This window comes from Streptomyces venezuelae (assembly GCF_008642375.1).
GTDB classification, from domain to species: domain Bacteria; phylum Actinomycetota; class Actinomycetes; order Streptomycetales; family Streptomycetaceae; genus Streptomyces; species Streptomyces venezuelae_G.
In genome coordinates, this window is the sequence record NZ_CP029194.1 from 2,521,139 (window position 1) to 2,543,855 (window position 22,717).

16 protein-coding genes are annotated in these 22,717 nt (G+C 72.0%); 4 read left to right on the forward strand and 12 right to left on the reverse strand.

Going from position 1 to position 22,717, the window contains the following annotated elements:
* Positions 1 to 50 precede the first annotated feature (50 nt).
* From DEJ46_RS11100 to DEJ46_RS11110, 3 genes are all read right to left on the reverse strand, one after another.
* A complete protein-coding gene (locus DEJ46_RS11100) occupies positions 51 to 290 on the reverse strand; it encodes an RNA-binding protein (protein ID WP_005311361.1) in 240 nt (79 codons plus the stop codon).
* Between the two features lie 2 nt (positions 291 to 292).
* Entirely contained in the window at positions 293 to 736 is a 444-nt protein-coding gene (rpsP, locus tag DEJ46_RS11105) for a 30S ribosomal protein S16 (RefSeq protein WP_015036470.1), read from the reverse strand.
* A gap of 155 nt (positions 737 to 891) precedes the next feature.
* A complete protein-coding gene (locus DEJ46_RS11110; RefSeq protein ID WP_024755886.1) occupies positions 892 to 1,485 on the reverse strand; it encodes a hypothetical protein in 594 nt (197 codons plus the stop codon).
* Positions 1,486 to 1,874: 389 nt separating this feature from the next.
* Between DEJ46_RS11110 and DEJ46_RS11115 the strand changes: the two genes are divergently transcribed.
* Positions 1,875 to 2,612: a methyltransferase domain-containing protein gene (locus DEJ46_RS11115; protein ID WP_150265670.1), complete on the forward strand. Its 738-nt coding sequence runs from the start codon at positions 1,875 to 1,877 to the stop codon at positions 2,610 to 2,612.
* A gap of 16 nt (positions 2,613 to 2,628) precedes the next feature.
* On the opposite strand, the gene ftsH is transcribed toward DEJ46_RS11115, so the two are convergent.
* The 6 genes from ftsH to DEJ46_RS11145 form a co-directional block, all read right to left on the reverse strand.
* Positions 2,629 to 4,554, reverse strand: a complete 1,926-nt coding sequence (gene ftsH, locus DEJ46_RS11120; RefSeq protein WP_150265672.1) for an ATP-dependent zinc metalloprotease FtsH — start codon at positions 4,552 to 4,554, stop codon at positions 2,629 to 2,631.
* A gap of 137 nt (positions 4,555 to 4,691) precedes the next feature.
* Positions 4,692 to 6,245 (reverse strand): signal recognition particle protein, encoded by a 1,554-nt coding sequence (gene ffh / locus DEJ46_RS11125; RefSeq protein ID WP_150265673.1) that lies wholly within the window; start codon positions 6,243 to 6,245, stop codon positions 4,692 to 4,694.
* A gap of 119 nt (positions 6,246 to 6,364) precedes the next feature.
* Complete coding sequence (locus tag DEJ46_RS11130; protein ID WP_150265675.1) at positions 6,365 to 8,854, reverse strand: [protein-PII] uridylyltransferase; 2,490 nt, start codon at positions 8,852 to 8,854, stop codon at positions 6,365 to 6,367.
* 19 nt (positions 8,855 to 8,873) lie between these two features.
* The gene (locus DEJ46_RS11135) at positions 8,874 to 9,212 is read right to left on the reverse strand and encodes a P-II family nitrogen regulator (protein ID WP_015036464.1); all 339 of its coding nucleotides are present in this window, start codon (positions 9,210 to 9,212) and stop codon (positions 8,874 to 8,876) included.
* The gene (locus DEJ46_RS11140; RefSeq protein WP_150265677.1) at positions 9,209 to 10,555 is read right to left on the reverse strand and encodes an ammonium transporter; all 1,347 of its coding nucleotides are present in this window, start codon (positions 10,553 to 10,555) and stop codon (positions 9,209 to 9,211) included. The genes DEJ46_RS11135 and DEJ46_RS11140 overlap by 4 nt, the downstream gene beginning before the upstream one ends.
* A 404-nt stretch (positions 10,556 to 10,959) precedes the next feature.
* Positions 10,960 to 12,435, reverse strand: a complete 1,476-nt coding sequence (locus DEJ46_RS11145) for a hypothetical protein (protein ID WP_150274320.1) — start codon at positions 12,433 to 12,435, stop codon at positions 10,960 to 10,962.
* Positions 12,436 to 12,863: 428 nt separating this feature from the next.
* On the opposite strand from DEJ46_RS11145, the gene DEJ46_RS11150 reads away from it, so the two are divergent.
* Entirely contained in the window at positions 12,864 to 13,517 is a 654-nt protein-coding gene (locus DEJ46_RS11150; RefSeq protein ID WP_150265679.1) for a bifunctional DNA primase/polymerase, read from the forward strand.
* A 68-nt stretch (positions 13,518 to 13,585) separates the two neighbouring features.
* On the opposite strand, the gene ftsY is transcribed toward DEJ46_RS11150, so the two are convergent.
* Entirely contained in the window at positions 13,586 to 14,812 is a 1,227-nt protein-coding gene (gene ftsY / locus DEJ46_RS11155; protein ID WP_150265680.1) for a signal recognition particle-docking protein FtsY, read from the reverse strand.
* 85 nt (positions 14,813 to 14,897) lie between these two features.
* Between ftsY and DEJ46_RS11160 the strand changes: the two genes are divergently transcribed.
* On the forward strand, positions 14,898 to 16,355 hold the full coding sequence (locus DEJ46_RS11160; RefSeq protein WP_150265682.1) for a cytosine permease: 1,458 nt from the start codon (positions 14,898 to 14,900) through the stop codon (positions 16,353 to 16,355).
* Between the two features lie 57 nt (positions 16,356 to 16,412).
* Positions 16,413 to 17,414 (forward strand): LLM class flavin-dependent oxidoreductase, encoded by a 1,002-nt coding sequence (locus DEJ46_RS11165; RefSeq protein ID WP_150265684.1) that lies wholly within the window; start codon positions 16,413 to 16,415, stop codon positions 17,412 to 17,414.
* Positions 17,415 to 17,432: 18 nt separating this feature from the next.
* Here the strand turns inward: DEJ46_RS11165 and DEJ46_RS11170 are convergent, their stop codons facing one another.
* The gene (locus tag DEJ46_RS11170) at positions 17,433 to 18,866 is read right to left on the reverse strand and encodes a sugar porter family MFS transporter (RefSeq protein ID WP_150265686.1); all 1,434 of its coding nucleotides are present in this window, start codon (positions 18,864 to 18,866) and stop codon (positions 17,433 to 17,435) included.
* A gap of 181 nt (positions 18,867 to 19,047) precedes the next feature.
* The gene (smc, locus tag DEJ46_RS11175; protein ID WP_150265688.1) at positions 19,048 to 22,602 is read right to left on the reverse strand and encodes a chromosome segregation protein SMC; all 3,555 of its coding nucleotides are present in this window, start codon (positions 22,600 to 22,602) and stop codon (positions 19,048 to 19,050) included.
* Between the last annotated feature and the right edge of the window lie 115 nt (positions 22,603 to 22,717).

Sequence of the window (22,717 nt, forward strand, 5' to 3'; positions counted from 1 at the left end):
CCCTCCCCGGCCCGTGCCGGCACATCATTCAACCGATGCGGCCGACTTGTTCAGCGGACCTGGTCCACGTCGACGAGGTCGACCCGGATCCCACGGCCGCCGATGGCGCCCACGACGGTACGCAGCGCACGCGCGGTGCGGCCGTTGCGGCCGATCACCTTGCCGAGGTCGTCGGGGTGCACCCGGACCTCCAGCACGCGGCCACGGCGCAGGTTGCGCGAGGCGACCTGCACATCGTCGGGGTTGTCGACGATGCCCTTCACGAGGTGCTCGAGAGCCTCCTCGAGCATGCTCAGGCCTCGGTCGACTCGGTCGACGCGGCCTCGGCCTCGTCAGCCTTCTTGTCGGCCTTCTTGGCCTTGGGGGTGATGGCCTCACCCTTGTCGTCGCCGCCCTCGAGGGTCTTCGCGAACTCGTCGAACGACGCGCGCTTCGCCTCCTTGGTGGCGGGGACGAGCAGCGCCTTCTCGGGGGCCGGGAGGCCCTTGTGCTTCTGCCAGTCGCCCGTGAGCTTCAGGATGGCGAGGACGGGCTCGGTCGGCTGGGCGCCGACGGACAGCCAGTACTGCGCACGCTCGGAGTCGACCTCGATACGCGACGGGTTGTACGTCGGGTGGTAGAGGCCGATCTCCTCGATCGCGCGACCGTCGCGGCGGGTGCGCGAGTCGGCGACGACGATGCGGTAGTGCGGCTGGCGGATCTTACCGAGGCGCTTGAGCTTGATCTTGACTGCCACTGGAGTGGTGTCTCCTGGTCTTGACGTGGTTGGGCACTTTGAGATGCCACGTGGGGTTGCGGTACTCGGATGCCCGATGGACGCGTCAGCCGGAGGAGAGAGGGGTCCTATGCGACTGTCGAGTACAGCTGTCCATTGTGCCACACGCCGCCGGGTCAGCTGGCGGCGCCCACCGTCTCGGGAATGCGGAAGGGTTTGCCGCAGCCGCCGCAGACGATCGGGGCCTGGGCCAGCACGGACGGCACCACGCGGACGTTGCGTCCGCAGTCGCAGACGGCCTTGACGCGGACGCCGCCGCCGGAGGAGCCGTGCCGGGCGGCCGGTCCCCGGAAGGAGCGCTTCGTGTCGGCCGCGGTCGCGACGGTGTGGGCCTTGAGGGCCCGCTGAAGGCGCTCGATGGTGGGGCGGTACCGCCGCCGCGCCTCCGGGTTGAGCGTGACCAGGGAGAAACCGCTGCTCGCGTGCGGCTCCTCGGGGTGGTCGAGCCCCATCTCCTCGGCGATCGCGAGGAATCTGCGGTTGTGGTAGCGGCCGGCGCGGGAGGTGTCACGGACCCCTCGGGCGGCGGCGATGCCGTGGACTGCCTCGTGGAGCAGTCGCTCGAAGGAGAGCTCGGCGCCGCAGGCGGACGAGGACTCTCCGATCAGGGACTCGGGCGCGGCAAGATCGGGCAGCTCGGGGTGGTGCCGCTGAATGTCGGCCCACGCCTGTGCCAGCTCTGCGGCGAGAACAGGTGGTGTCGTGCTCACGTCGTGTACAACGAGCCGATGTGCCCCCGGGTTCCATTCCGGGGCATCCCAAATATTTTGCACTTACCCGTCAGTTGCCATTGATGCGTCCTGACGAGGGCCAGTGCGCCGATCTGCGGAGAAGTCGCGCAGGAGGCGTCAAGCCGGTGCGTAGTGACGCATACGCCCCGGCGCGTAGCCGTGGTGCGCACGCCCCCCTGAGGGGCTCCCGGGACGTCCCGGGACGGGCGCGGGAATCGTTGCAGGGACATTACCGGGTCGGCGCGCGCGGGCGCGCACCGACCCTCCCCCGGGTGAATCCGTGCGGCGCGAGCACTGGACGCGGCCGGGGTTGCGCAGTTCCCTGACTACGGGGGGCTGTCGTCCAGGCACGGATTGGGGCTCTTTCCATGACACCTACGCTCGTCCCGCACCACCCCGCGCGTGACTGGGCCGAGATCCAGGAACGCATGCTCGTCCCGCTCTACGAAGCGGTGTACGACCGCGTCGGTGTGGGTGCGCGGTCCCGGCTGCTCGGCCTCGGCTCGGGCACCGGCCTGGCCCTGCTGATGGCGGCGGCGCGGGGCGCGCGGGTGGCCGGCGTGGACCGGGACCACGCGCGCGTGGAGCTGGCCAGGGAGCGTCTCCCGGAGGACGTACCGGTCGCGGAGGACGCGGCGGACGTACCGGCGGGCGACCTCCCGTACGACGTGATCACGGCCTTCCACGCGACGGACGGACTGCTCCCCGAGCTCGCGGCGCTCACCCGTACGGCGCAATCGGACGCGGTGGTCGTCCTCGCGGGCTGGGGGCCGCCGGAGCGGTGCGCCACGGATCCGGTGCTCCGGGTCGCGGACCGGCTCGCGGACCGGGCGCCGTCGGTACGGGCCGACCTGGACGGTCTGGTGGCCGGGGCGGGGCTCCGGCCGGCCGGTTCGGGGCGGGTGGCGTGCCCCTTCGGGTACGCGGACGGGGCGAGCGCCGTGCGCGGCCTGCTGTCGACGGGCGCGTTCGACGAGGCCGTGCGGGCGACCGAGCTCTCGCAGGTGGAGAAGGAGATCGAGGAGGCACTCGCCCCCTACGTCCGGGCGGACGGGACGGTGTGGATGCCGAACGTCTTCCGGTACGTGCTCGCGCGGGTGCCGTAGGCGCCCCGCACGCGGGTCAGTCCCCCTCCCGGCCGGGGCGGGTGATGCCGGCCGCGCGGTAGGCAGCTTCCTCCTCCAGGGTCTCGTTCGCGAGGAGGGCGGCGGCCAGGGCGTCGAGCTGGGGGCGGTGGTCGTGGAGCTGCCGTACGGCGCTCTCGTAGCACTCGTCGACGATCCGCCGCATCTCGTGCTCGACCGCGTCGAGGGTGGCCGGCGCCGCCGAGAGGCCGTAGGCCTGCTGGGCGTCGCCGGGGATGGCGGTCAGCCTGCCGACCCGTTCGCTCATGCCCCAACGGCCCACCATGCCCCGGGCGATGTTGGTGACCTGCTCCAGGTCGCTCTCGGCGCCCGTCGTGATCGTGTCGAAGACGACGCGCTCCGCCGCCATCCCGCCCAGCGCGCCGATGATCCGGCCGCGCAGGTACTCCTCGGTGTAGGCGTACTTGTCGGCGTCGGGCGTCGAGAGGGTGACGCCGAGGGCCCGGCCGCGCGGCACGATGGTGATCTTGCGGACCGGGTCGGCGCCGGGCTGGAGCATGCCGAGCAGGGCGTGCCCGCTCTCGTGGTACGCGGTGCGGCGCCGCTCCTCCTCGGGCATCACCAGGGGGCGTTCGGCGCCGAGCTGGACCTTCTCCAGGGCGTCGGAGAGGTCGGACTGGGTGACGGTCTTCTGGTCGCGCTTGACCGCGAGGAGGGCGGCCTCGTTGGCGAGGTTGGCCAGTTCGGCGCCGGTCATGCCGGGGGTCGTCCGGGCCACGTGCTCCAGGTCGACGTCCTTGGCGAGCGGGATCTCCCGGGTGTGGATCCTCAGGATGGCCTCGCGTCCGCCCCGGTCGGGCGGGTTGACGTGGACGATCCGGTCGAAGCGGCCGGGCCGGGTGAGGGCGGGGTCGAGGACGTCGGCGCGGTTGGTGGCGGCCAGGACGATGACGCCCTCGGAGCCGGTGAAGCCGTCCATCTCGGTGAGGATCTGGTTGAGGGTCTGCTCGCGCTCGTCGTGGCCGCCCATGCCGGAGCCGCCGCCCCGGGCGCGCCCGATGGTGTCGATCTCGTCGATGAAGATGATCGCCGGGGCGACCTTGCGGGCCTCGGCGAAGAGTTCCCGTACCCGGGAGGCGCCGACGCCGACGATCATCTCGATGAACTCGGAGGCGGAGGCGGAGAAGAAGGGCACCCCGGCCTCGCCGGCGACGGCGCGGGCGAGGAGGGTCTTGCCGGTGCCGGGAGGGCCGGCGAGGAGCACGCCGCGGGGCATCTTGGCGCCCATCTCGCGGTAGGCCTGCGGATTCTTGAGGAAGTCGACGACGTCGTTGAGCTCGCCCTCGACCTCGTCGATGCCGGCGACGTCGGCGAAGGTGGTGCGCTTGGCACCGGCCTCCAGCTCGACGGGTTTGGGCGGGGCCTTGCGGCCCAGCATGCCGCCGGCGCCACCCATCCCGGAGCTCATCCGGCGGGCGATGAAGATCCACAGCACGACGAGCAGCAGCATCGGCGCGAGCGAGATGAGGAGGTTGGCGAGGAAGCTGCGCTCCTGGACGACCGGCTCGGCGGTGACGGTGACGTTCTGCTTGGTGAGCTGTGCCCACAGGTCGTCGTCGGCGAAGGCGGGCCGCTGGGTGGTGAACTTGGTGTAGTCGCCGTCGCCGTCGGGGACGGGCTGCTCGTTCTTCAGCTGCCCCTGGATCGCGTCGCCCTTGGAGTAGATCTTGGTGACGTTGCCGGCGGCGACCTGCTTGTCGAACTCCGTGTACGAGATCGTCGGCCCGTCGCCGTCGTTGAAGAACGACAGCACGATGTTGGCGATCAGGTACACGACCAGTGCGGTGAGGATCAGGCCGCCCCAGCCGCCCGGCATCTTCCGCTTCGGCGAGGGAGGCGGCGGGGCCCCTTCCGAGCGCCAGGGCTGATCGGTCCGGTCGCGCGGGGGTACGGGGTTGGCCACGTGACTCTCCTCGGGGCGCGGCGGCAGTGGCCCCAGTATCGAAGAGCAGGGCAGACCCGGCATTGCGGGCGGGGCCGGAGGAATGAAAAAGGGCCCGGGGCGGTTTCGCACCGCCCCGGGCCCCTCGTATGGCTTCGTCAGCCCATGAACTTCTTGAACTCGTCCGGGAGCTCGAAGTCCTTCGGGCTCTGGCCCGCGGCCGGAAGGCCGAAGGCGCCGCCCTGCTGCGCCTGCTCGCGGCGGTCGGCCGCGGCCTGCTCCTCGGCCTTCCGCTTCATCGGGTTGCCGCTCTTGCGCTTGCCCTTGGCCTGCTTGACCTGCTTCTTCTGGCGGCCGGGGCCGCCACCCATGCCGGGCATGCCGGGCATCCCCGGCATGCCGCCGCCCTGGGCCATGCGGGACATCATCTTGCGGGCCTCGAAGAACCGCTCGACCAGGCCCTTCACGGCGCTGACCTCGACGCCCGAGCCCTTGGCGATACGGGCGCGGCGGGAGCCGTTGATGATGGTCGGGTCCTGGCGCTCGCCCGGGGTCATCGACTTGATGATGGCGGCCGTGCGGTCGACGTCCCGCTCGTCGATGTTGGCGATCTGCTCCTTCATCTGGCCCATGCCGGGCAGCATGCCGAGCAGCTTGGAGATGGAGCCCATCTTGCGGACCTGCTCCATCTGCGCCAGGAAGTCGTCGAGCGTGAAGTCCTGGCCCTTCTTCGACGCGAGCTTCGAGGCCATCTTGGCGGCCTCTTCCTCGTCGAAGGTCTGCTGGGCCTTCTCGATGAGGGAGAGCATGTCGCCCATGCCGAGGATGCGCGACGCCATGCGGTCCGGGTGGAACGCGTCGAAGTCGTCGAGCTTCTCGCCGTTGGAGGCGAACATGATCTGCTTGCCGGTGACGTGCGCGATGGAGAGCGCGGCACCACCGCGGGCGTCGCCGTCGAGCTTGGAGAGCACGACGCCGTCGAAGCCGACGCCGTCGCGGAAGGCCTCCGCGGTGTTGACCGCGTCCTGACCGATCATGGCGTCGACGACGAAGAGGACCTCGTCGGGGCTGACGGCGTCGCGGATGTCCGCGGCCTGCTGCATCAGTTCCTGGTCGATGCCGAGGCGGCCGGCGGTGTCGACGATGACGACGTCGAACATCTTGGTCCGGGCGTACTCGATCGAGTCCTTCGCGACCTGGACCGGGTCGCCGACGCCGTTGCCCGGCTGCGGGCCGTAGAAGGCCACGCCCGCGCGGTCGGCGACGACCGAGAGCTGGTTGACGGCATTGGGGCGCTGGAGGTCGCAGGCGACGAGCAGCGGGGAGTGGCCCTGGCTCTTGAGCCAGACGCCCAGCTTTCCGGCGAGGGTGGTCTTACCGGCACCCTGGAGGCCGGCGAGCATGATCACGGTCGGCGCGGTCTTCGCGAACCGCAGGCGCCGGGTCTCGCCGCCGAGGATGGCGATGAGCTCCTCGTTGACGATCTTGATGACCTGCTGGGCCGGGTTCAGGGCCTGCGAGACCTCGAGCCCGAGGGCGCGCTCCTTGACCTGCTTGATGAAGGACCGGACGACCGGCAGGGCGACATCCGCTTCGAGCAGCGCGATACGGATCTCGCGCGCGGTGGCGTCGATGTCCGCCTCGGACAGACGGCCCTTGCCGCGGAGGTTCTTGAAGGTCGCTGCAAGGCGGTCGGAGAGGGTATCGAACACGGCGGTCGCGGATCCTCAGGTGTCGGGGGCGGTCGGATTGCCCTCCAGGGTATCGGGCCGCTCGGAGGATGTGCCCCCGCCCACCGGATCCGGTGGGCGGGAACGGGTCGGTCCCGGCGTCAGCGCAGTGCCTCCTCCAGGGTGCGGGCGAGGTCGACGGCCTCCTCGTCCGGGAGCAGCGACCCGTCCGGACGGGTCACGTAGAGGGTGTCGACGGCGTTGGCCCCGAGCGTGGAGACGTGGGCGCTGCGGACCCGTACCGCCGCGCCCTCCAGCGCGCGGCCGATGCGGTGCAGCAGGCCGGGGGCGTCCTGGGCGCGGACCTCGATGACGGTGGCGAGGCGGGAGTCGGCTGCGGCGACGGTCACGCGGGGCGGTGGGGCGGTGAGGCCCCGCCGGCGCGGGTAGGCGGCCTCGCGCTCGGCGAGGCGGGCGGGGATGTCGAGGGAGCCTTCGAGGGCACGGGCGAGGTCGGCGCGGAGGCGGGCGGCCTCGGGCAGGGAGCCGTACTCGGCGGCGACGCGCCAGTTCAGTACGAGCACACCTCCGGCGCCGGATCCCGAGCCGATCCCGGTGGGAAGGTCGACGGCGCGGAGCTCGGCGGCGCGGACGGTGAGCCGGTGGAGGGCGAGGACGCCGGCGACGGCGGGGAGGACGCCGGGCCGGTCGGGGAGGGCGATGAGGAGTTCGACGCCGACGGGCTCGGGTTCCTCCGGTTCCGCGGCGACCGGTTCGGTGCGCAGGGTGAGGACGGGTTCGCCGGTGCGCAGGGCCTCGATCGCGAGGCGTTCCTGTTCGGCGCTGGGGGCGGCCGCCTCGGGGTCGGGGAGGGGCTCCCCCGCGAGGACGCCGGCGACCCGTTTGACCAGGTCGGCGACGAGGGAGGCCCGCCAGGAGGACCAGGCGGCGGGGCCGGTGGCGAGGGCGTCGGCCTCGGTGAGGGCATGGAGCAGTTCCAGCGTGCCGAGGGTGCCGACGGCGTCGGCGACGGCCTGCACGGTGGCGGGGTCGTCGAGGTCGCGCCGGGTGGCGGTCTCGACGAGGAGCAGGTGGTGGCGGACAGCGGTGGCGATGGTGCCGGTGTCGGTGCGGTCGAAGCCGATGCGGGCGGCGAGGTCGCGGGCGATGGTCTCGCCGGCGACGGAGTGGTCGCCGGGCCAGCCCTTGCCGATGTCGTGGAGGAGGGCGGCGACGAGGAGGAGGTCGGGGCGGCCGACGCGGCGGGTCAGGGAGGCGGCGCGTACGGCGGTCTCGACGAGGTGGCGGTCGACGGTCCAGGTGTGGACGGGGTTGCGCTGGGGACGGCACCGCACGCGCTCCCAGTCCGGGAGCAGACGGGTGATGATCCCTTCGGCCTCCAGGGCCTCCCAGACGGGCACGGTCGACTCCCCCGCGCCGAGGAGGGTGACGAGCTCCTCGCGGGCCTCGGCGGGCCAGGGGACGGGCAGGGGTTTGGCGGCGGCCGCCAGGCGGCGTACGGCGTGGAGGGAGATCGGCAGGCCGGACTGGGCGGCGGCCGCGGCGGCCCGCAGGGGGAGGACGGGGTCGCGGTCGGGTTTGGCGGTGAGGGCGAGGACGACCTCGCCGTCCATCTCGACGACGCCTTCGGTGAGGGGGGTGCGCTCGACGGGCGGTTTCACGCCACCGGCCCGGCCGCCACCCGTCCGTCCGCCGCCCGCCCTGCCGCCGAGGAGGGCGCGCAGCCGGGGCCGGGCCGAGCGGGCCTTGAGGACGCGGTTGACCTCGCGCCAGGTGACGTCGGTGGCGTACGAGATGATCCGCGCGGCCTCGTACACCTCGCGGAGCAGGGTGTCGGCGTCGAGGAGGCCCAGTTCCTGGGCGACGGCGTCCTGTTCCTGGAGGGCGAGCCGGTCGGTGGCCCGGCCGGTCGCGAGGTGCAGGGCGTCGCGGGCGTCGAGGAGACGGCGGCGGGCGGCGTCCAGGCCCTCGCGGGGGGCGTCGGCGAGCCAGGAGGCGGCGACCGCGCGGAGCACCTGGGCGTCGCGCAGTCCGCCCCTCGCCTCCTTGAGGTCGGGTTCGAGCAGGAACTGCAGCTCCCCCATGCGGTCGGCGCGCTCACGGCAGAGTTCGTCGAGCTCGGGCAGGCGCCGGGGTGCCTGGTTGCGCCAGTCGGCGAGGACCGTGGTGCGCAGGGCGGCGACGAGGGCGGCGTCTCCGGCGACGTGCCGGGCGTCGAGGAGGCCGAGCTGGACCTTCAGGTCCTCGCCGGCGGTGGTGCGGGCCTCGGCGGGCGTGCGGACGGAGTGGTCGAGGGCGAGCCCCAGGTCCCAGACGGGGTACCAGATCCGGTCGGCGAGGGCGGCGACGGCGGCCTTGTCGGCGCTGCCGTCGTGGAGCAGGAGGAGGTCGAGGTCGCTGCGCGGGGAGAGCTCGGCGCGCCCGTAGCCGCCGACGGCGACGAGGGCGGTCCCGCGGGGCGGTGCGGCGGCGGCGAAGAGGCCGGCCAGCCAGTCGTCGGTGATCTGGGCGAGGGCGGCACGGCGCGGCGGCCCGGACCGCTCCTTCTCGTGGAGGAGGAGCAGCCGGGCCGCCGCGTAACCGCCGGGTCCCGAATCTTCGTTCTGCGTACGCGCTTCGAGGCTCGTCACCCGGCGGCTCCTTCGTTGCTTACAGTGCGTCCGGACCGCGCTCGCCGGTGCGGACCCGTACGGCGGTCTCGACCGGCACGCTCCACACCTTGCCGTCTCCGATCTTGCCGGTTCGGGCGGCCTTCACGACGACGTCGATGAGCTGTTCGGCGTCCTCGTCCTCGACGAGGACCTCGATGCGGATCTTGGGGACGAGGTCGACGGTGTACTCGGCACCCCGGTAGACCTCGGTGTGGCCGCGCTGGCGTCCGTATCCGCTGGCCTCGGTGACCGTGAGGCCGTGGACGCCGAAGGCCTGGAGGGCCTCCTTGATCTCGTCGAGCCGGTGCGGCTTGACGACCGCGGTGATGAGCTTCATGCGTCCACCTTCTTGTTCTCCGTGACGGCCGGGGCGGGGGCGGCGGTGGAGCGCGAGGACGCACCGCCGCCGGCTCCGCTGAAGTCGTACGCGGTCTCGGCGTGCTCGACCTGGTCGATGCCGGAGACCTCGTCGTCCTCGCTGACCCGCATCCCCATCGTCTTGTCGATGATCAGGGCGAGGATCGCGGAGGCGATCAGAGAGTAGGCGAGGACGGCGAAGACTCCGACGGCCTGCTTGCCGAGCTGGTCGAGGCCGCCGCCGTAGAAGAGGCCCTTGGCCTCGGACTGGACGCCGCCGGTGGCGAAGAAGCCGACGAGGAGGGAGCCGATGACACCGCCGACGAGGTGGACGCCGATGACGTCGAGGGAGTCGTCGTAGCCGAACTTGTACTTGAGGCCGACGGCCATGGCGCAGAGGAGACCGGCGATGGCGCCGACGGCGATCGCACCGAGCGGGCTGACGGCGCCGCCGGCCGGGGTGATGGCGACGAGGCCGGCGACCGCGCCGGAGGCGGCGCCGAGGGTGGTGAAGGAGCCGTGGCGGATCTTCTCGTACGCGAGCCAGGCGAGCATCGCGGCGGCGGTGGCGACCTGGGTGTTGACGAACATCACGGCGCCGACGCCGTCGTCGTTGCCGAGCCACGAGCCGGCGTTGAAGCCGAACCAGCCGAACCAGAGGAGACCGGCGCCCAGCATGACCAGCGGGAGGCTGTGCGGGCGCATCGGGTCCTTCTTGAAGCCGACGCGCTTGCCGATGACGAGGATCACGCCGAGGGCCGCGGCACCGGCGTTGATGTGGACGGCGGTGCCGCCGGCGAAGTCGATGACGCCCATCTCGAAGAGCCAGCCGCCGGAGCCCCAGACCCAGTGGGCGACGGGGAAGTAGACGGCGGTGACCCAGAGGGCGATGAAGAGGGCCCAGGCAGTGAACTTCACGCGGTCGGCGAGGGCGCCGCTGATCAGGGCGGGCGTCAGGATGGCGAACATCAGCTGGAAGACCGCGAAGACGTACACCGGGATGGTGTAGCCGTCCCACAGCTCGTTGACGCCGATGCCGCTGAGGCCGACGTACTCGGAGGACCAGCCGATGATCGATCCGGAGTCGGTGCCGAAGGCGAGGCTGAAGCCGTAGAGCACCCAGAGGATCGTGACGATCCCGAGGCTGATGAAGCTCATCATCAGCATGTTGAGGGTGGACTTGACGCGGACCATGCCTCCGTAGAAGAAGGCGAGAGCCGGGGTCATCAGCATGACCAGGGCGGAGCAGATGAGCATGAACCCGGTGTTGGCGGCGGACAGCTCGGGGGCGTCTGCTGCCAGGGTCGTGATGGCTGGTGCCATCGGCGTCTCCTCGTCGTCGGTGCGGCCTGTGCGGGGCGGGGCCGGAGAGAGCGGCCGGCCGCGAGGGGCGTGGCCGGTTATGGGCCAGAGATTCGCGCAGCGCGGTTTCGGTCGATGCCGCACGATGTTTCGCGACGGTGACGAAGGGGTGTGGCGTGTTACGCGGCCGTGAACGGCCGGATCACGGGCGCACCCACCCGGGGTCCGCCACCGGATCGGCCCTGGAGCCACCCGGGATCCGCCTGGGATCCGCCCGGGATCCGCCCGGGATCTCCTCGCGGGCGCACGAAGCCGGCCGCGTCGGGCGTCCGTGTGACCTTGCGGCGGGGGAGCCGAGTCGGGCAGTACGGGACGTCCGGCGCGGCCGGGGTCAGGGGAGTCCTGGGAGAGCGTCCTGGGCGGGGTCAGACCGCTTCGGCGGCCTCCGGCAGGAGCTGGGTGAGCCGGTCGGTGAGCTGGACGACCTCGGCGACGTCGCTGTAGTTGCGGGCGGCGTGGTCGACGGTCTTGCGGAGCCGGGTGTTGACGCGCTCGGAGCGGATGCTCCGGGCGACGCCGAGGGCCTTCTCGGCGAGGACGACGGACTGCTCGGGCTCGCGCTTGAGGAGGTGGACGGTGGCCATCCCGATGAGGTTGAGCGCGTACGACCGCTGGTGGTCGGGGTCCTTCTCGAAGAGCTCGACGGCCCGCTCCATCACGGGTTCGGCGAGGGAGGCGTAGGTCGGGGAGCGGCCGGCGACATAGGCGAGGTCGCGGTAGGAGTGGGAGTTCTCGCCGTTGAGTTCGGCCTCGGAGAAGAAGCCGATCCAGTCGGGCTCGGGCTCGCCGTCGAGGCCGACGTCGGAGAAGGTGTCCTCGGCCATCCGGACGGCCCGCTTGCACTTGGAGGGCTGGCCCATGTTGGCGTAGGCGCGGGCCTCCATCGCATACAGCATGGCCTGGGTGCGGGGGGTGGCGCAGTCTCGGCTGCCGTACTGGGCGAGGTGGATGAGTTCGAGGGCGTCGTCGGGCCGGCCGAGGTGGATCATCTGGCGGCTCATGGAGGACAGGATGTACGAGCCGAGGGGCTTGTCCCCGGCCTCCTTGGCGGCGTGCAGCGCGAGCACGAAGTACTTCTGGGCGGTGGGCTGGAGGCCCACGTCGTAGCTCATCCAGCCGGCCAGTTCGGCGAGTTCGGCGGCGCAGGTGAAGAGGCGCTTGGCGGTGGCGGCGGGCTGGGGCTCCTGGAGGAGGTCGGTGACCTCGTGGAGCTGTCCGACGACGGCCTTGCGGCGCAGTCCGCCGCCGCACTGGGCGTCCCACTTGCGGAACATGGCGGTGGTGGATTCGAGGAGGTCGAGCTCGATGTCGGAGAGCCGGTTGGAGCGACGGCTGTCGGCCGGGGACTCGGGGCGCTCGATGTCGGTGACCGGCGTGGGGACGAGCCAGCGCTGCATCGGCTCGATGAGGGCGGGTCCGGCGGCGAGCGAGAGCGAGGAGCCGAGGAAGCCGCGCCGGGCGAGCATCAGGTCGCTGCGCGAGAACTCGCTGAGCAGGGCGACGGTCTGGGGCCCGGCCCAGGGCAGGTCCACGCCGGAGACGGACGGGGACTGGTGGGCGGTGCGCAGGCCGAGGTCCTCGACGGCGACGACGGAGCCGAAGCGCTCGGAGAACAGCTCGGAGAGGATCCGCGGGATGGGTTCGCGGGGCTGCTCGCCGTCGAGCCAGCGGCGGACCCGCGAGGTGTCCGTGGAGATGTGGTGCGCGCCCATCTGGCGCGCCCTGCGGTTCACCTGCCGTGCCAGTTCGCCCTTGGACCAGCCGCTGCGCACGAACCACGAGCCCAGCTGCTCGTTCGGGCGCTTGCCGGCAGTCGTACCGTCTGCGCCGTTGCCGCCCACTGGAACGCCCCCATCCACCTGATTGCTTGTCATGCGAACCCCTATCAGAATGCCGCCTCGCAGGGCCGTCCGTCCGGGGTTCTCACTCCTTCGAACTGGAAACCGGGTTGCCTCCGGCATACCCGTGCGCGCGAGCGGCCCCGGGGTTCGAGTACCGAAAGTAATCCTACGATCACCCCTCCGGTGAGGGCGATTCAAGAAACGCCACCATTCGCCACCCCTTCGAATGAACTCGCCACGCGCCGGACGCGATTCACTTGACATGCGACGAACCGGAGTACGGCGGACGGATGCGCGGAGAGGCGCGCGCGACGGCCCGCACCACCCCGCCCACGACCGCACGCCACATACGGCGACGGACCGTGACCAAAGGTGACGACGGCGCTCCGGGTCGTAACCACCGGCGCGTTCGACCCGTTGGAGGGGGCATGGGCTTCACGATCGGCGGCATTCGTGAGATGCGGTCCGGCTCGCGCCGCCGCGTACGCACCACGGAGTGCACAGCGGTGGCCGAGTACACAGGACTGTGGGGCTGGGACGTGGTCCCCGGAGCGCGGGCCGCGTCCGGCCGGTGCTCCTGCGGGGATCCGGCGTGCACGGCTCCGGGCGCGCACCCCCTCTCCTTCGCCGAACCGGTGCCGGCGGGCGCCGGTCTCGACGACGCGACGAAGGCCTGGGCGGAGTACCCGGGCGCGGCGCTGATGCTTCCGGTGGGCCGGGCCTTCGACGTGATCGAGGTCGCGGAGCCGGCGGGCCGCCGGGCGCTGGTCCGGCTGGAGCGCATGGGGCTCCCGCTCGGCCCGGTGTGCGCGACCCCGACCGGCCGGGCGCGGTTCTTCGTGGCGCCGGGCGCGGCGGCCGAGCTGCCGCGGCTGCTGTACCGGATGGGCTGGGACGACGCCGATCTGGACCTGCACTGCCTGGGGCCCGGCGCCCACGTCACCGCTCCCCCGTCGGACCTCGGGGGGCTCGGTCCGGTGCGCTGGCTGCGACCGCCGACGCTGGACACGGCGGGCGCGCCGCCGGAGGCGCGGCTGCTGCTCGGTACGCTGGCGTACATCTGTCACCGGACGCACTTCTGAGCCTCCGGCATGCGTGAGGGCCCCCGCCGGAGTTCGGCGGGGGCCCTCACGCGTACGTGGACCGCGGGTCAGTCGCCGATCAGGGCGTCGACGAAGGCGCCCGGCTCGAACGGCGCCAGGTCGTCCGGGCCCTCGCCCAGGCCGACCAGCTTGACCGGGACGCCCAGCTCGCGCTGGACGGCGACGACGATGCCGCCCTTGGCGGTGCCGTCGAGCTTGGTCAGGACGATGCCGGTGATGTCGACGACCTCGGCGAAGACGCGGGCCTGGATGAGGCCGTTCTGTCCGGTGGTGGCGTCGAGGACGAGGAGGATCTCGTCGAGCGGGCCGTGCTTCTCGACGACGCGCTTGACCTTGCCGAGCTCGTCCATGAGGCCGGTCTTGGTGTGGAGGCGGCCGGCGGTGTCGATGAGGACGACGTCGGCGCCCTCGGCGATGCCCTCCTTGACCGCGTCGAAGGCGATCGACGCCGGGTCGCCGCCCTCGGGTCCGCGCACGGTGCGGGCGCCGACGCGCTCGCCCCAGGTCTGGAGCTGGTCGGCGGCGGCGGCCCGGAAGGTGTCGGCCGCGCCGAGGACGACGGACTTGCCGTCGGCGACCAGGACGCGGGCCAGCTTGCCGGTGGTGGTGGTCTTGCCGGTGCCGTTGACGCCGACGACCATGACCACGCCCGGCACGTCGGCGGGGCTCTCGGTGTGCACCGTGCGGTCGAGGTCCGGGCCGAGGAGGGCGACGAGCTCCTCGCGGAGCAGGCCGCGCAGCTCGTCGGGGGTGCGGGTGCCGAGCACCTTGACCCGCTCGCGCAGCCGCTCGACGAGCTCCTGCGTGGGGGCGACGCCGACGTCCGCCGTGAGGAGGGTCTCCTCGATCTCCTCCCAGGTGTCCTCGTCGAGGTGCTCGCGGGACAGGAGCGTCAGGAGCCCCTTGCCGAGCGAGTTCTGGGAGCGGGCGAGCCGGGCACGGAGCCGTACGAGACGGCCGGCGGTCGGCTCCGGGACCTCGATCTCGGGGGCCTCGGGCGCGGCGACGACGGGGTCCTCGACGGCGGCCGGCGTCTCGACGGCCTCCTCGACCGTCGGGAGCTCGACCTCCTCGACCGTGCGGCGTGGTTCCTCCCGCGGCGTCTCCGCCTCCTCGCCGACGTGCGGTTCGGCGGGCGGAGCGGTGATGGTCGGCGTGGTGGACGGCGGCTCGGCGGGCGGCAGCTGCTTCTTCTTGCGGCCGCTGATCACGAGCCCGCTCGTCACGGCGACCACGACGACCAGAGCGATGACTACAGCAAGGATGAGTTCCATAACCCGACCAGTATCGGACACGAGGGGCACAAAGGCGGAGCACGTACCCTGGATGGCTCCCCCACCTCTTCGACGGAGTACCCCCATGCCCCACGACGCCTCCGAAGCCGCAGGCGCGACGCACGACGGCGCGATGGAGACACGCGGTCTCGAACCCGTCCCCGACGCCGAGCGGACCGGTCGGGTCCGCGAGCTCTTCCCGACGTGGGTCGCGGCCAACATCAGTGTGCTTCTGCTCACGATGGGCGCCGGCCTGATCGTCTTCAACGGCCTGAACTTCTGGCAGGTCCTGACCGTGGCGATCGCCGCGCCCGTGCTCTCGTACGGGATCGTCGGCCTGATCTCGATCGCGGGGAAGCGCGGCGGCGCGCCGGGCATGGCGCTGTCGCGGGCCGTGTTCGGTCAGCGCGGAAACCTTTTTCCCGGTGCGCTGATCTGGGTCGCCCGCTGGGGCTGGGAGACCATCAACGCGGTGACCGGCGCCTACGCGGTGCTGACCGTGCTCGACCTGCTCTTCGGCGTGAAGTCGAACACGCTCCTCATCGTGGTGACGCTGCTGCTCTTCGTCACCTGCACCTTCCTGGTCTCGGGGCTCGGGATCAACGCGCTGCGGGTGTGCAGCAAGTGGTCCACCTACCTCTTCGGCGCCTTCTCGGTCCTCGTCCTGGTCTACCTGGTGGCGAACACCGACTGGTCCGCGGTCTTCGACAAGCCCGCCGGTTCGACCGCGATGATGGTCGCGGGCATCGGCACCATCGCGGCCGGCGGCATCAGCTGGGTCCCGTCGGGGCCGGACTTCACCCGCTACCTGCCCCGTACGGCCTCCTCGAAGGCGATGGTCGGCTCGACGGTCGGCGGCGCCGGGATCGTGGTCCTGCCGATGGTGCTGATGGGCGCGGTCATGGCCGTGTCGACGCCGGACCTGGCCTCGGCGCAGGACCCGGTCTCCTTCATCGGCGAGCTGCTCCCGATGTGGATCTCCGTGCCGTACCTGGTGATCGCGCTGCTCGGGATGCTGCTGATCAACTCGATGTCGATGTACTCGGCCGGCTTCACCGCGCAGACCCTGGGCATCAAGGTGTCGCGGGCGGCGGCCGTCAGCGTGAACGCCCTGATCAGCCTGGTCTTCGGCTTCCTGCTGATGGTGGTGGCGACCAGCTTCATCGGTTCGTTCATCTCCTTCCTCACCCTGCTCGCGGTGGCGTTCTCGGCGTGGATCGGCGTCTTCGGCGTGGACATGCTGCGCCGCAGGACGTACGACGCGGTGGCGCTGATGGACACCACAAGGACCAGCGCCTACTGGTACCGGGGCGGTTTCGCCTGGCAGGCGATGACGGCGTGGGCCGTGGCGCTGCTCGTGGGCCTGCTGTTCACGAAGGTCGAATGGTTCTCGGGCCCGCTCGCCTCCTCGTGGATCGGTGAGAACGGCCTGGGCTGGGCGGCGACGATCGTGGTGGCGGGCGTGCTCTACGCCGTGCTGCCGCGGACGCCCGAGAAGGCTCCGGTGGCGCCCGTCGAGGTGCGCGAGACCGTTTCCATCTGACGCTACGTCAGATAACGTCCCCCTTCGCCGGATCCCACGAGCGGAGGGGGACTTCCCATGCCCTTCACAGTCGTACGGTTCAACCTCGTCGACCCGCGGGCGACCCCCGTCTCCCTCGCGGCCCGTTACCGGGCGGCCGTCGAGATGGCCGCCCACGCCGACGCGCACGGGGTCGACACCGTCCAGACCGAGGAGCACCACGGCGTCGCGAACAACTGGCTGCCCTCCCCCTTCGCCTTCGCGGGCGCGGTCTTCGGCGCGACGCGGCGGATCGCGGTGACCGTCTCGGCGATCATCGGGCCGCTGCACGACCCGCTGCGGCTCGCGGAGGACATCGCGGTCCTCGACCTGCTGAGCGGGGGGCGCCTGGTCACGGTGGCGGGGATCGGCTACCGGCCGGAGGAGTACGAGGAGCGCGGGGTCGACTGGGGCCGGCGCGGGAAGCTCCAGGACCTGCTCCTGGAGACCCTGCTCACCGCCTGGACCGGGGAGCCGTTCACGTATCAGGGCCGTACGGTACGGGTCACCCCGCGGCCGCTCACCCAGCCGCATCCGATGCTCCTGGTCGGGGGCTCGTCGCGGGCGGCGGCGCGGCGGGCGGCCCGGCTCGGACTGCCCTTCTTCCCGAGCGCGCACCTGCCGGAGCTGGAGACGTACTACCAGGAGCGGTGTGCCGAGTACGGCACGGAGGGCTGGACGATGATGCCGGCCGAGGAGACTCCGCTGCTGCACCTGTCGGAGGACCCGGACCGGACCTGGGCGGAGCACGGGGAGCACTTCCTGCACGAGGCGCGGACGTACGCCTCCTGGCAGTCGAAGGACATCCGCTCGGCGGTGCGTTCGACGGCGACGACGGTGGAGGAGCTGCGCGCGGAGGGGGTGTACCGGGTGGTGACGCCGGACGAGTGCGTGGCGCTCGGACTGGAGAGCCTGGTGCTGCATCCGCTGTGCGGCGGGATGCCGGTCGAGGAGGGGTGGCGGAGCCTGCGGCTCTTCTGCGACGGCGTACTGCCCCGGCTCAAGGCACAGGGCCTCGGGCCGGGGCAGTTCCGTGGGTGAGGAGCGGGGCAGCGGGGTTTAGCCCATCTCCTCCAACGCCTTGCCCTTGGTCTCCTTGACGTACCTGAGCACGAAGGGGATCGAGAGCACGGCGAAGACCGTGTAGATGACGTAGGTGGCGGAGAGGTTCCAGTCCGCGAGGGACGGGAAGCTCGCGGTGATGGCCCAGTTGGCGATCCACTGCGCGGAGGCGGCGACGCCGAGGGCGGCGGCGCGGATCCGGTTGGGGAACATCTCGCCGAGGAAGACCCAGACCACGACGCCCCAGGAGAGGGCGAAGAAGAGGACGAAGACGTGGGCGGCGACGAGCGCCACGACGCCCTGGGTCTCGGGGAGCTTGCCGTCGACGAGGTCGGCGGAGAAGGCCCAGGCCTCGAAGGCGAGGGCGATCGCCATGCCGACGGAGCCGACGAGGGCGAGCGGCTTCCGGCCGACGCGGTCGACCAGGACCATCGCGATCACGGTGCCGATGATGTTGATGATCGACGTGGTGAACGAGTAGAAGAACGAGCTGGACGGGTCGATGCCGACGGACTGCCAGAGCGTCGCGGAGTAGTAGAAGGCGACGTTGATGCCGACGAGCTGCTGGAAGACGGAGAGTCCGATGCCGACCCAGACGATGGGCAGCAGCTTGGACTTGCTGCCGGCGACGAGCAGGTCCTTGAAGGTGGACTTGTGCTCGCTGCGCATGGCCCGGTCGATCTCGGCGACGCGCGCGTCGAGGTCGATGCCGTGGCCCTCGACCTCGGCGAGGACCTCCTTGGCCCGGTCGGTCTTCCCGACGGAGATCAGGTAGCGCGGGGACTCGGGGATGGCGAAGGACAGCATGCCGTAGAGGAGCGCGGGGACGACCATCACGCCGAGCATCCACTGCCAGGCCTCGAGGCCGCCGATCTCGCCGCGCTGGTCCCCGTCGGCGAGCTGGAGGATGCCGTAGTTGACCAGCTGGGAGATGGCGATGCCGATGACGATCGCGGCCTGCTGGAAGGAGCCGAGGCGGCCGCGGTAGGCGGCGGGGGCGACCTCGGCGATGTACGCGGGGCCGATGACCGAGGCCATGCCGATGGCGAAGCCGCCGATGACGCGCCAGAGGGCCAGGTCCCAGAGGGCGAAGGGGAGCGCGGAGCCCACGGCGCTGACGGCGAAGAGGACCGCGGAGATCTGCATGCAGCGGATGCGGCCGATGCGGTCGGCGATCCGGCCCGCGGTCGCGGCGCCGATGGCGCAGCCGATCAGCGCGATGGCGATGACCTGGGCGAGGGTGCCGGAGCCGATGTCGTAGCGGTCCCGGATCGCCTCGACGGCGCCGTTGATGACGGAACTGTCGTAGCCGAAGAGGAATCCGCCCATCGCGGCGGAGGCCGTGATGAAGATGACGTGGCCGAGGTGGTCAGGATGGGCCGCTCGGCCTTCGGACGGCGGCGGCGTGGGCGCCTGCGCGGTACTGGTCACATGGACTCCTGGGTGGGGGGCAAGCCCTTCCAGTGGCGCACAACTTCACGCCGCTCACCACGTGAAGGTAAAAGCAACGTTGCAGAGACTATGCCTTCAAGTTTCGAAGTCAATAGTCGATGTCGTATGACTTTAAGAACGTAAGGGTGTGCCGAAGGTTCAAGACTTGAAGAGATGAAGCTCAGCGCAGTCGCTGACTGATCACCTTCGAGACACCGTCGCCCTGCATGGACACGCCGTACAGCGCGTCCGCGACCTCCATCGTCCGCTTCTGGTGCGTGATCACGATCAGCTGCGAGGACTCCTGGAGCTCCTCCATGATCCGGATGAGCCGCTGGAGGTTGGTGTCGTCGAGCGCCGCCTCGACCTCGTCCATGACGTAGAACGGGCTGGGCCTGGCCTTGAAGATCGAGACCAGCAGCGCCACGGCGGTGAGCGACCGCTCGCCGCCGGAGAGCAGCGAGAGCCGCTTGACCTTCTTGCCCGGCGGGCGGGCCTCCACGTCGACGCCGGTGGTGAGCATGTTGTCCGGGTCGGTGAGGATCAGCCGGCCCTCGCCGCCGGGGAAGAGCCGCGAGAAGACGCCCTCGAACTCCCGGGCCGTGTCCCGGTACGCCTCCGTGAAGACCTGCTCGACCCGTACGTCGACCTCTTTCACGACCTGAAGGAGGTCCGTCCTGGTCTTCTTCAGGTCCTCCAGCTGCTCGGAGAGGAAGCGGTGCCGCTCCTCCAGCGCCGCGAACTCCTCCAGGGCCAGCGGGTTGACCTTCCCGAGCTGGTGGTACGCCCGTTCGGCGGCCTTGAGCCGCTTCTCCTGCTCCGAACGGACGAACGGCCGGGCGGTCTCCGCCCCTTCCTGCTCTTCGCCGTCGACGGACGGCGACGGGGGTACGGGCTGGTCGGGGCCGTACTCGGCGACCAGCGCGGCCGCCTCCACCCCGAACTCCTCCAGGGCCTTCGCCTCCAGCTGCTCGATCCGCATCCGCTTCTCCGCGCCGAGCACCTCGCCGCGGTGGACCGAGTCGGTCAGCTTGTCCAGCTCGGCCTTGAGGTCCCGGGCGCCCGCCCGGGCCACCGTGAGCCCCTGTTCACGATCGGCCCTCGCCTCCTGGGCCGCCACTCGCTCCCGCTCGGCGCGGACGAGCGAGACCTCCACGTGGGCCAGGAGGCCGCGGGACCCGGCGGCGACCGCGCCCGCGACCCGCCGTTCGTGCCGGAGCCGGGTCCGGCGCTGTTCGGCACGCGCGCGTGCCTCGCGTTCGGCGCGGGCGGCCCGGTCGAGGGAGTCGGCGCGCCCGGCCAGGCCCTTGACCCGCTCCTCGTGCGTACGGACCTGGAGCCGCGCCTCCATCTCGGTCTGGCGCGCGTTGGAGCCGTCGATCGAGAGCCGGTCGCGGACGGAGGTGTCGGGCTCGTCTTCACCGTCCCCGAAGGCGGTGGCCTCCTGCGCGACGAGGAGCCGTTCGGCCAGCTCCTCCGCGTCGGCGACGGCCTTCTCCAGGGCCTCCTGGGCGCGGGCGACGGCCGCGGCGGTCCGCTCGGCCTCCCCCGCCGCTCCCCTGGCCTGCCCGGCGAGCCGCCCCAGCTCCGCGGCGACGGCCGACTTCTCCCGCTCGGCGGCCCGGCGGCTCGCGTCCAGCTCCTCGACGAGCGCTCCCGCGCGCCGGCGACGCTCGTCGGCCTCGCGCTGCGCGGTGGTCAAGTCCTCGCACCGTACGGTCAGTTCGTCCAGCTCGGCGGCGGCTTCGGCCACCGAGGCCTGGACTTCGAGCAGGCTGGGCGCGCCGGCGGACCCACCGTGCGCGAAGTGCCCGCCGAGCAGGTCTCCTTCGGCGGTGACCGCAGTGAGCCCTGGGCGGGACCGGACCAGCCGCTCGGCCTCGTCGAGGCCGTCGACGACGACCACTCCCGCCAGCAGCCGGCGTACGGCGGGGAGGAGTTCGGCGGGGCCGCGGACCAGGTCGGCGGCGCTCGGGCAGCCTTCGGCACCGAGGTCGGCGCCGGGGCCGGGGGGCGGCTCCGGGGCGTCGGCCAGGAGAAGGGAGGCGCGGCCCGCGTCCTGCTTGCGGAGGAGGCGCAGGGCCTCGGCCGCGGCGGCCGGTCCGGTGGCGGCGACCGCGTCGGCGGCGGCGCCGAGGGCGGCGGCCACGGGGATCTCGTATCCCGGGGTGACGGTGAGGAGTTGGGCGGCCGGGCCGAGGAGTCCGGTGACGCCTGCGGAGAGCAGGGCGCCCGTGCCGTCCTTGCGGCGCAGGCCGAGGGCGAGGGTGTCGTGCCGGGCGCGGGTCGCGGCCCGGCTCCGTTCGGCGGTCCCGAGCGCGTCGCGGGCGGCGCTCAGCGCGCCGTCCGCCTCGGCGAGTTCGCGGCGGGCCGCCTCGTACCGCTCGCCGTGCTCGCCGTCCGCGGCGTCGAGGCCCTCGACCTCCGCCGTGAGCTGCTCGTACTCCTCCTGGGCGGCGACCGCCCGGTCCGCCGCCTCGTCCCGGGCGGCGGTCAGCCGGTCGATCTCCGCCTGGGCGGCGGCGGCGCGCGAGCGGGCCGCGTTCACCTGGCCGTGGAGGCGGGCGAGGCCCTCGCGCCGGTCGGCGATGGCCCGGGCCGCGTCCTTGAGACGGCGCTCCTCCGCGGTCAGCGCGCGTTCGAGCTCGGCGCGGTGGGCGACGGTGTCCTCCAGGGCGCGCTCGGCCGCCTCCAGGGCGGCTTCGAGTTCGGCCTCCTGCTCACGGACGCGGGCGGCCTCCCGCTCCAGGTCCTCGGGATCACGGCCGCGCCGCTCCTCGGCGGGGGCGTCGTCGGCGCTCTTCACGCGCGCGTCGGCGAGCGAGATCGTGCCTCGGACACGTTCGGCGAGCTGGGAGAGGGCGTACCAGCTCTGCTGGGCGCGTTCGAGGCGGGGCGCGAGGGCCTGGACCTCCGCTTCGAGTGCCGCCTCGCGGGCGAGCGCCTCGCGCAGCTCCGCCGCGGTGGCCTCCTTGCGGGCGAGGAGCGCCGCCTCGTCGGCGACTTCGGCGGTGAGGGCCCGCTGCAGCCGGTCCAGGTCGTCGGCGAGGAGCCGGAGGCGGGCGTCGCGGAGGTCGGCCTGGATGACGACGGCGCGGCGGGCGACGGCGGCCTGCCGGCCGAGGGGCTTGAGCTGGCGGCGCAGCTCGTCGGCGAGGTCCTGCACGCGCGCGAGGTTGGCCTGCATCGCGTCCAGCTTCCGCAGCGCCTTCTCCTTGCGCTTGCGGTGCTTGAGGACGCCGGAGGCCTCCTCGATGAAGGCGCGGCGGCCCATCGGGTCGGCGTGCAGGACGGAGTCGAGCTGGCCCTGTCCGACGATGACGTGCATCTCGCGTCCGATGCCGGAGTCGGAGAGCAGGTCCTGGATGTCGAGCAGCCGGCAGGTGTCGCCGTTGATCTGGTACTCGCTGCTGCCACCCCGGAACATGATCCGGGTGATGGTGACCTCGGCGTAGTCGATGGGCAGCGCGCCGTCGGAGTTGTCGATGGTCAGCGAGACCTCGGCGCGGCCGAGCGGGGGGCGCCCGGTCGTGCCGGCGAAGATGACGTCCTCCATCTTGCCGCCGCGCAGCGACTTGGCGCCCTGCTCTCCCATGACCCAGGACAGGGCGTCCACGACGTTGGACTTACCCGATCCGTTGGGGCCCACGACGCAGGTGATGCCGGGTTCGAACCGCAGGGTCGTGGCCGAGGCGAACGACTTGAATCCGCGGAGGGTCAGGGCCTTGAGGTGCACCCCGGGGACTCTACCGGGGCCCGCGCGTTTCACTCGCGAAGGTGCAGGGCAGATCACCGGGTGAGGAGGGGTGAGCCTGGGGTGGGCCGTGGGGGAAACGGCGGGTGAAAGAAAG

Excerpts from the sequence above, each read along its gene's own strand:
- DEJ46_RS11100 (WP_005311361.1), bottom strand. The coding sequence starts at position 290 with ATGCTCGAGGAGGCTCTCGAGCACCTCGTGAAGGGCATCGTCGACAAC.
- DEJ46_RS11115 (WP_150265670.1), top strand. The coding sequence starts at position 1,875 with ATGACACCTACGCTCGTCCCGCACCACCCCGCGCGTGACTGGGCCGAG.
- DEJ46_RS11135 (WP_015036464.1), bottom strand. The coding sequence starts at position 9,212 with ATGAAGCTCATCACCGCGGTCGTCAAGCCGCACCGGCTCGACGAGATC.
- DEJ46_RS11140 (WP_150265677.1), bottom strand. The coding sequence starts at position 10,555 with ATGGCACCAGCCATCACGACCCTGGCAGCAGACGCCCCCGAGCTGTCC.
- DEJ46_RS11150 (WP_150265679.1), top strand. The coding sequence starts at position 12,864 with ATGGGCTTCACGATCGGCGGCATTCGTGAGATGCGGTCCGGCTCGCGC.
- ftsY (WP_150265680.1), bottom strand. The coding sequence starts at position 14,812 with ATGGAACTCATCCTTGCTGTAGTCATCGCTCTGGTCGTCGTGGTCGCC.
- DEJ46_RS11160 (WP_150265682.1), top strand. The coding sequence starts at position 14,898 with ATGCCCCACGACGCCTCCGAAGCCGCAGGCGCGACGCACGACGGCGCG.
- DEJ46_RS11165 (WP_150265684.1), top strand. The coding sequence starts at position 16,413 with ATGCCCTTCACAGTCGTACGGTTCAACCTCGTCGACCCGCGGGCGACC.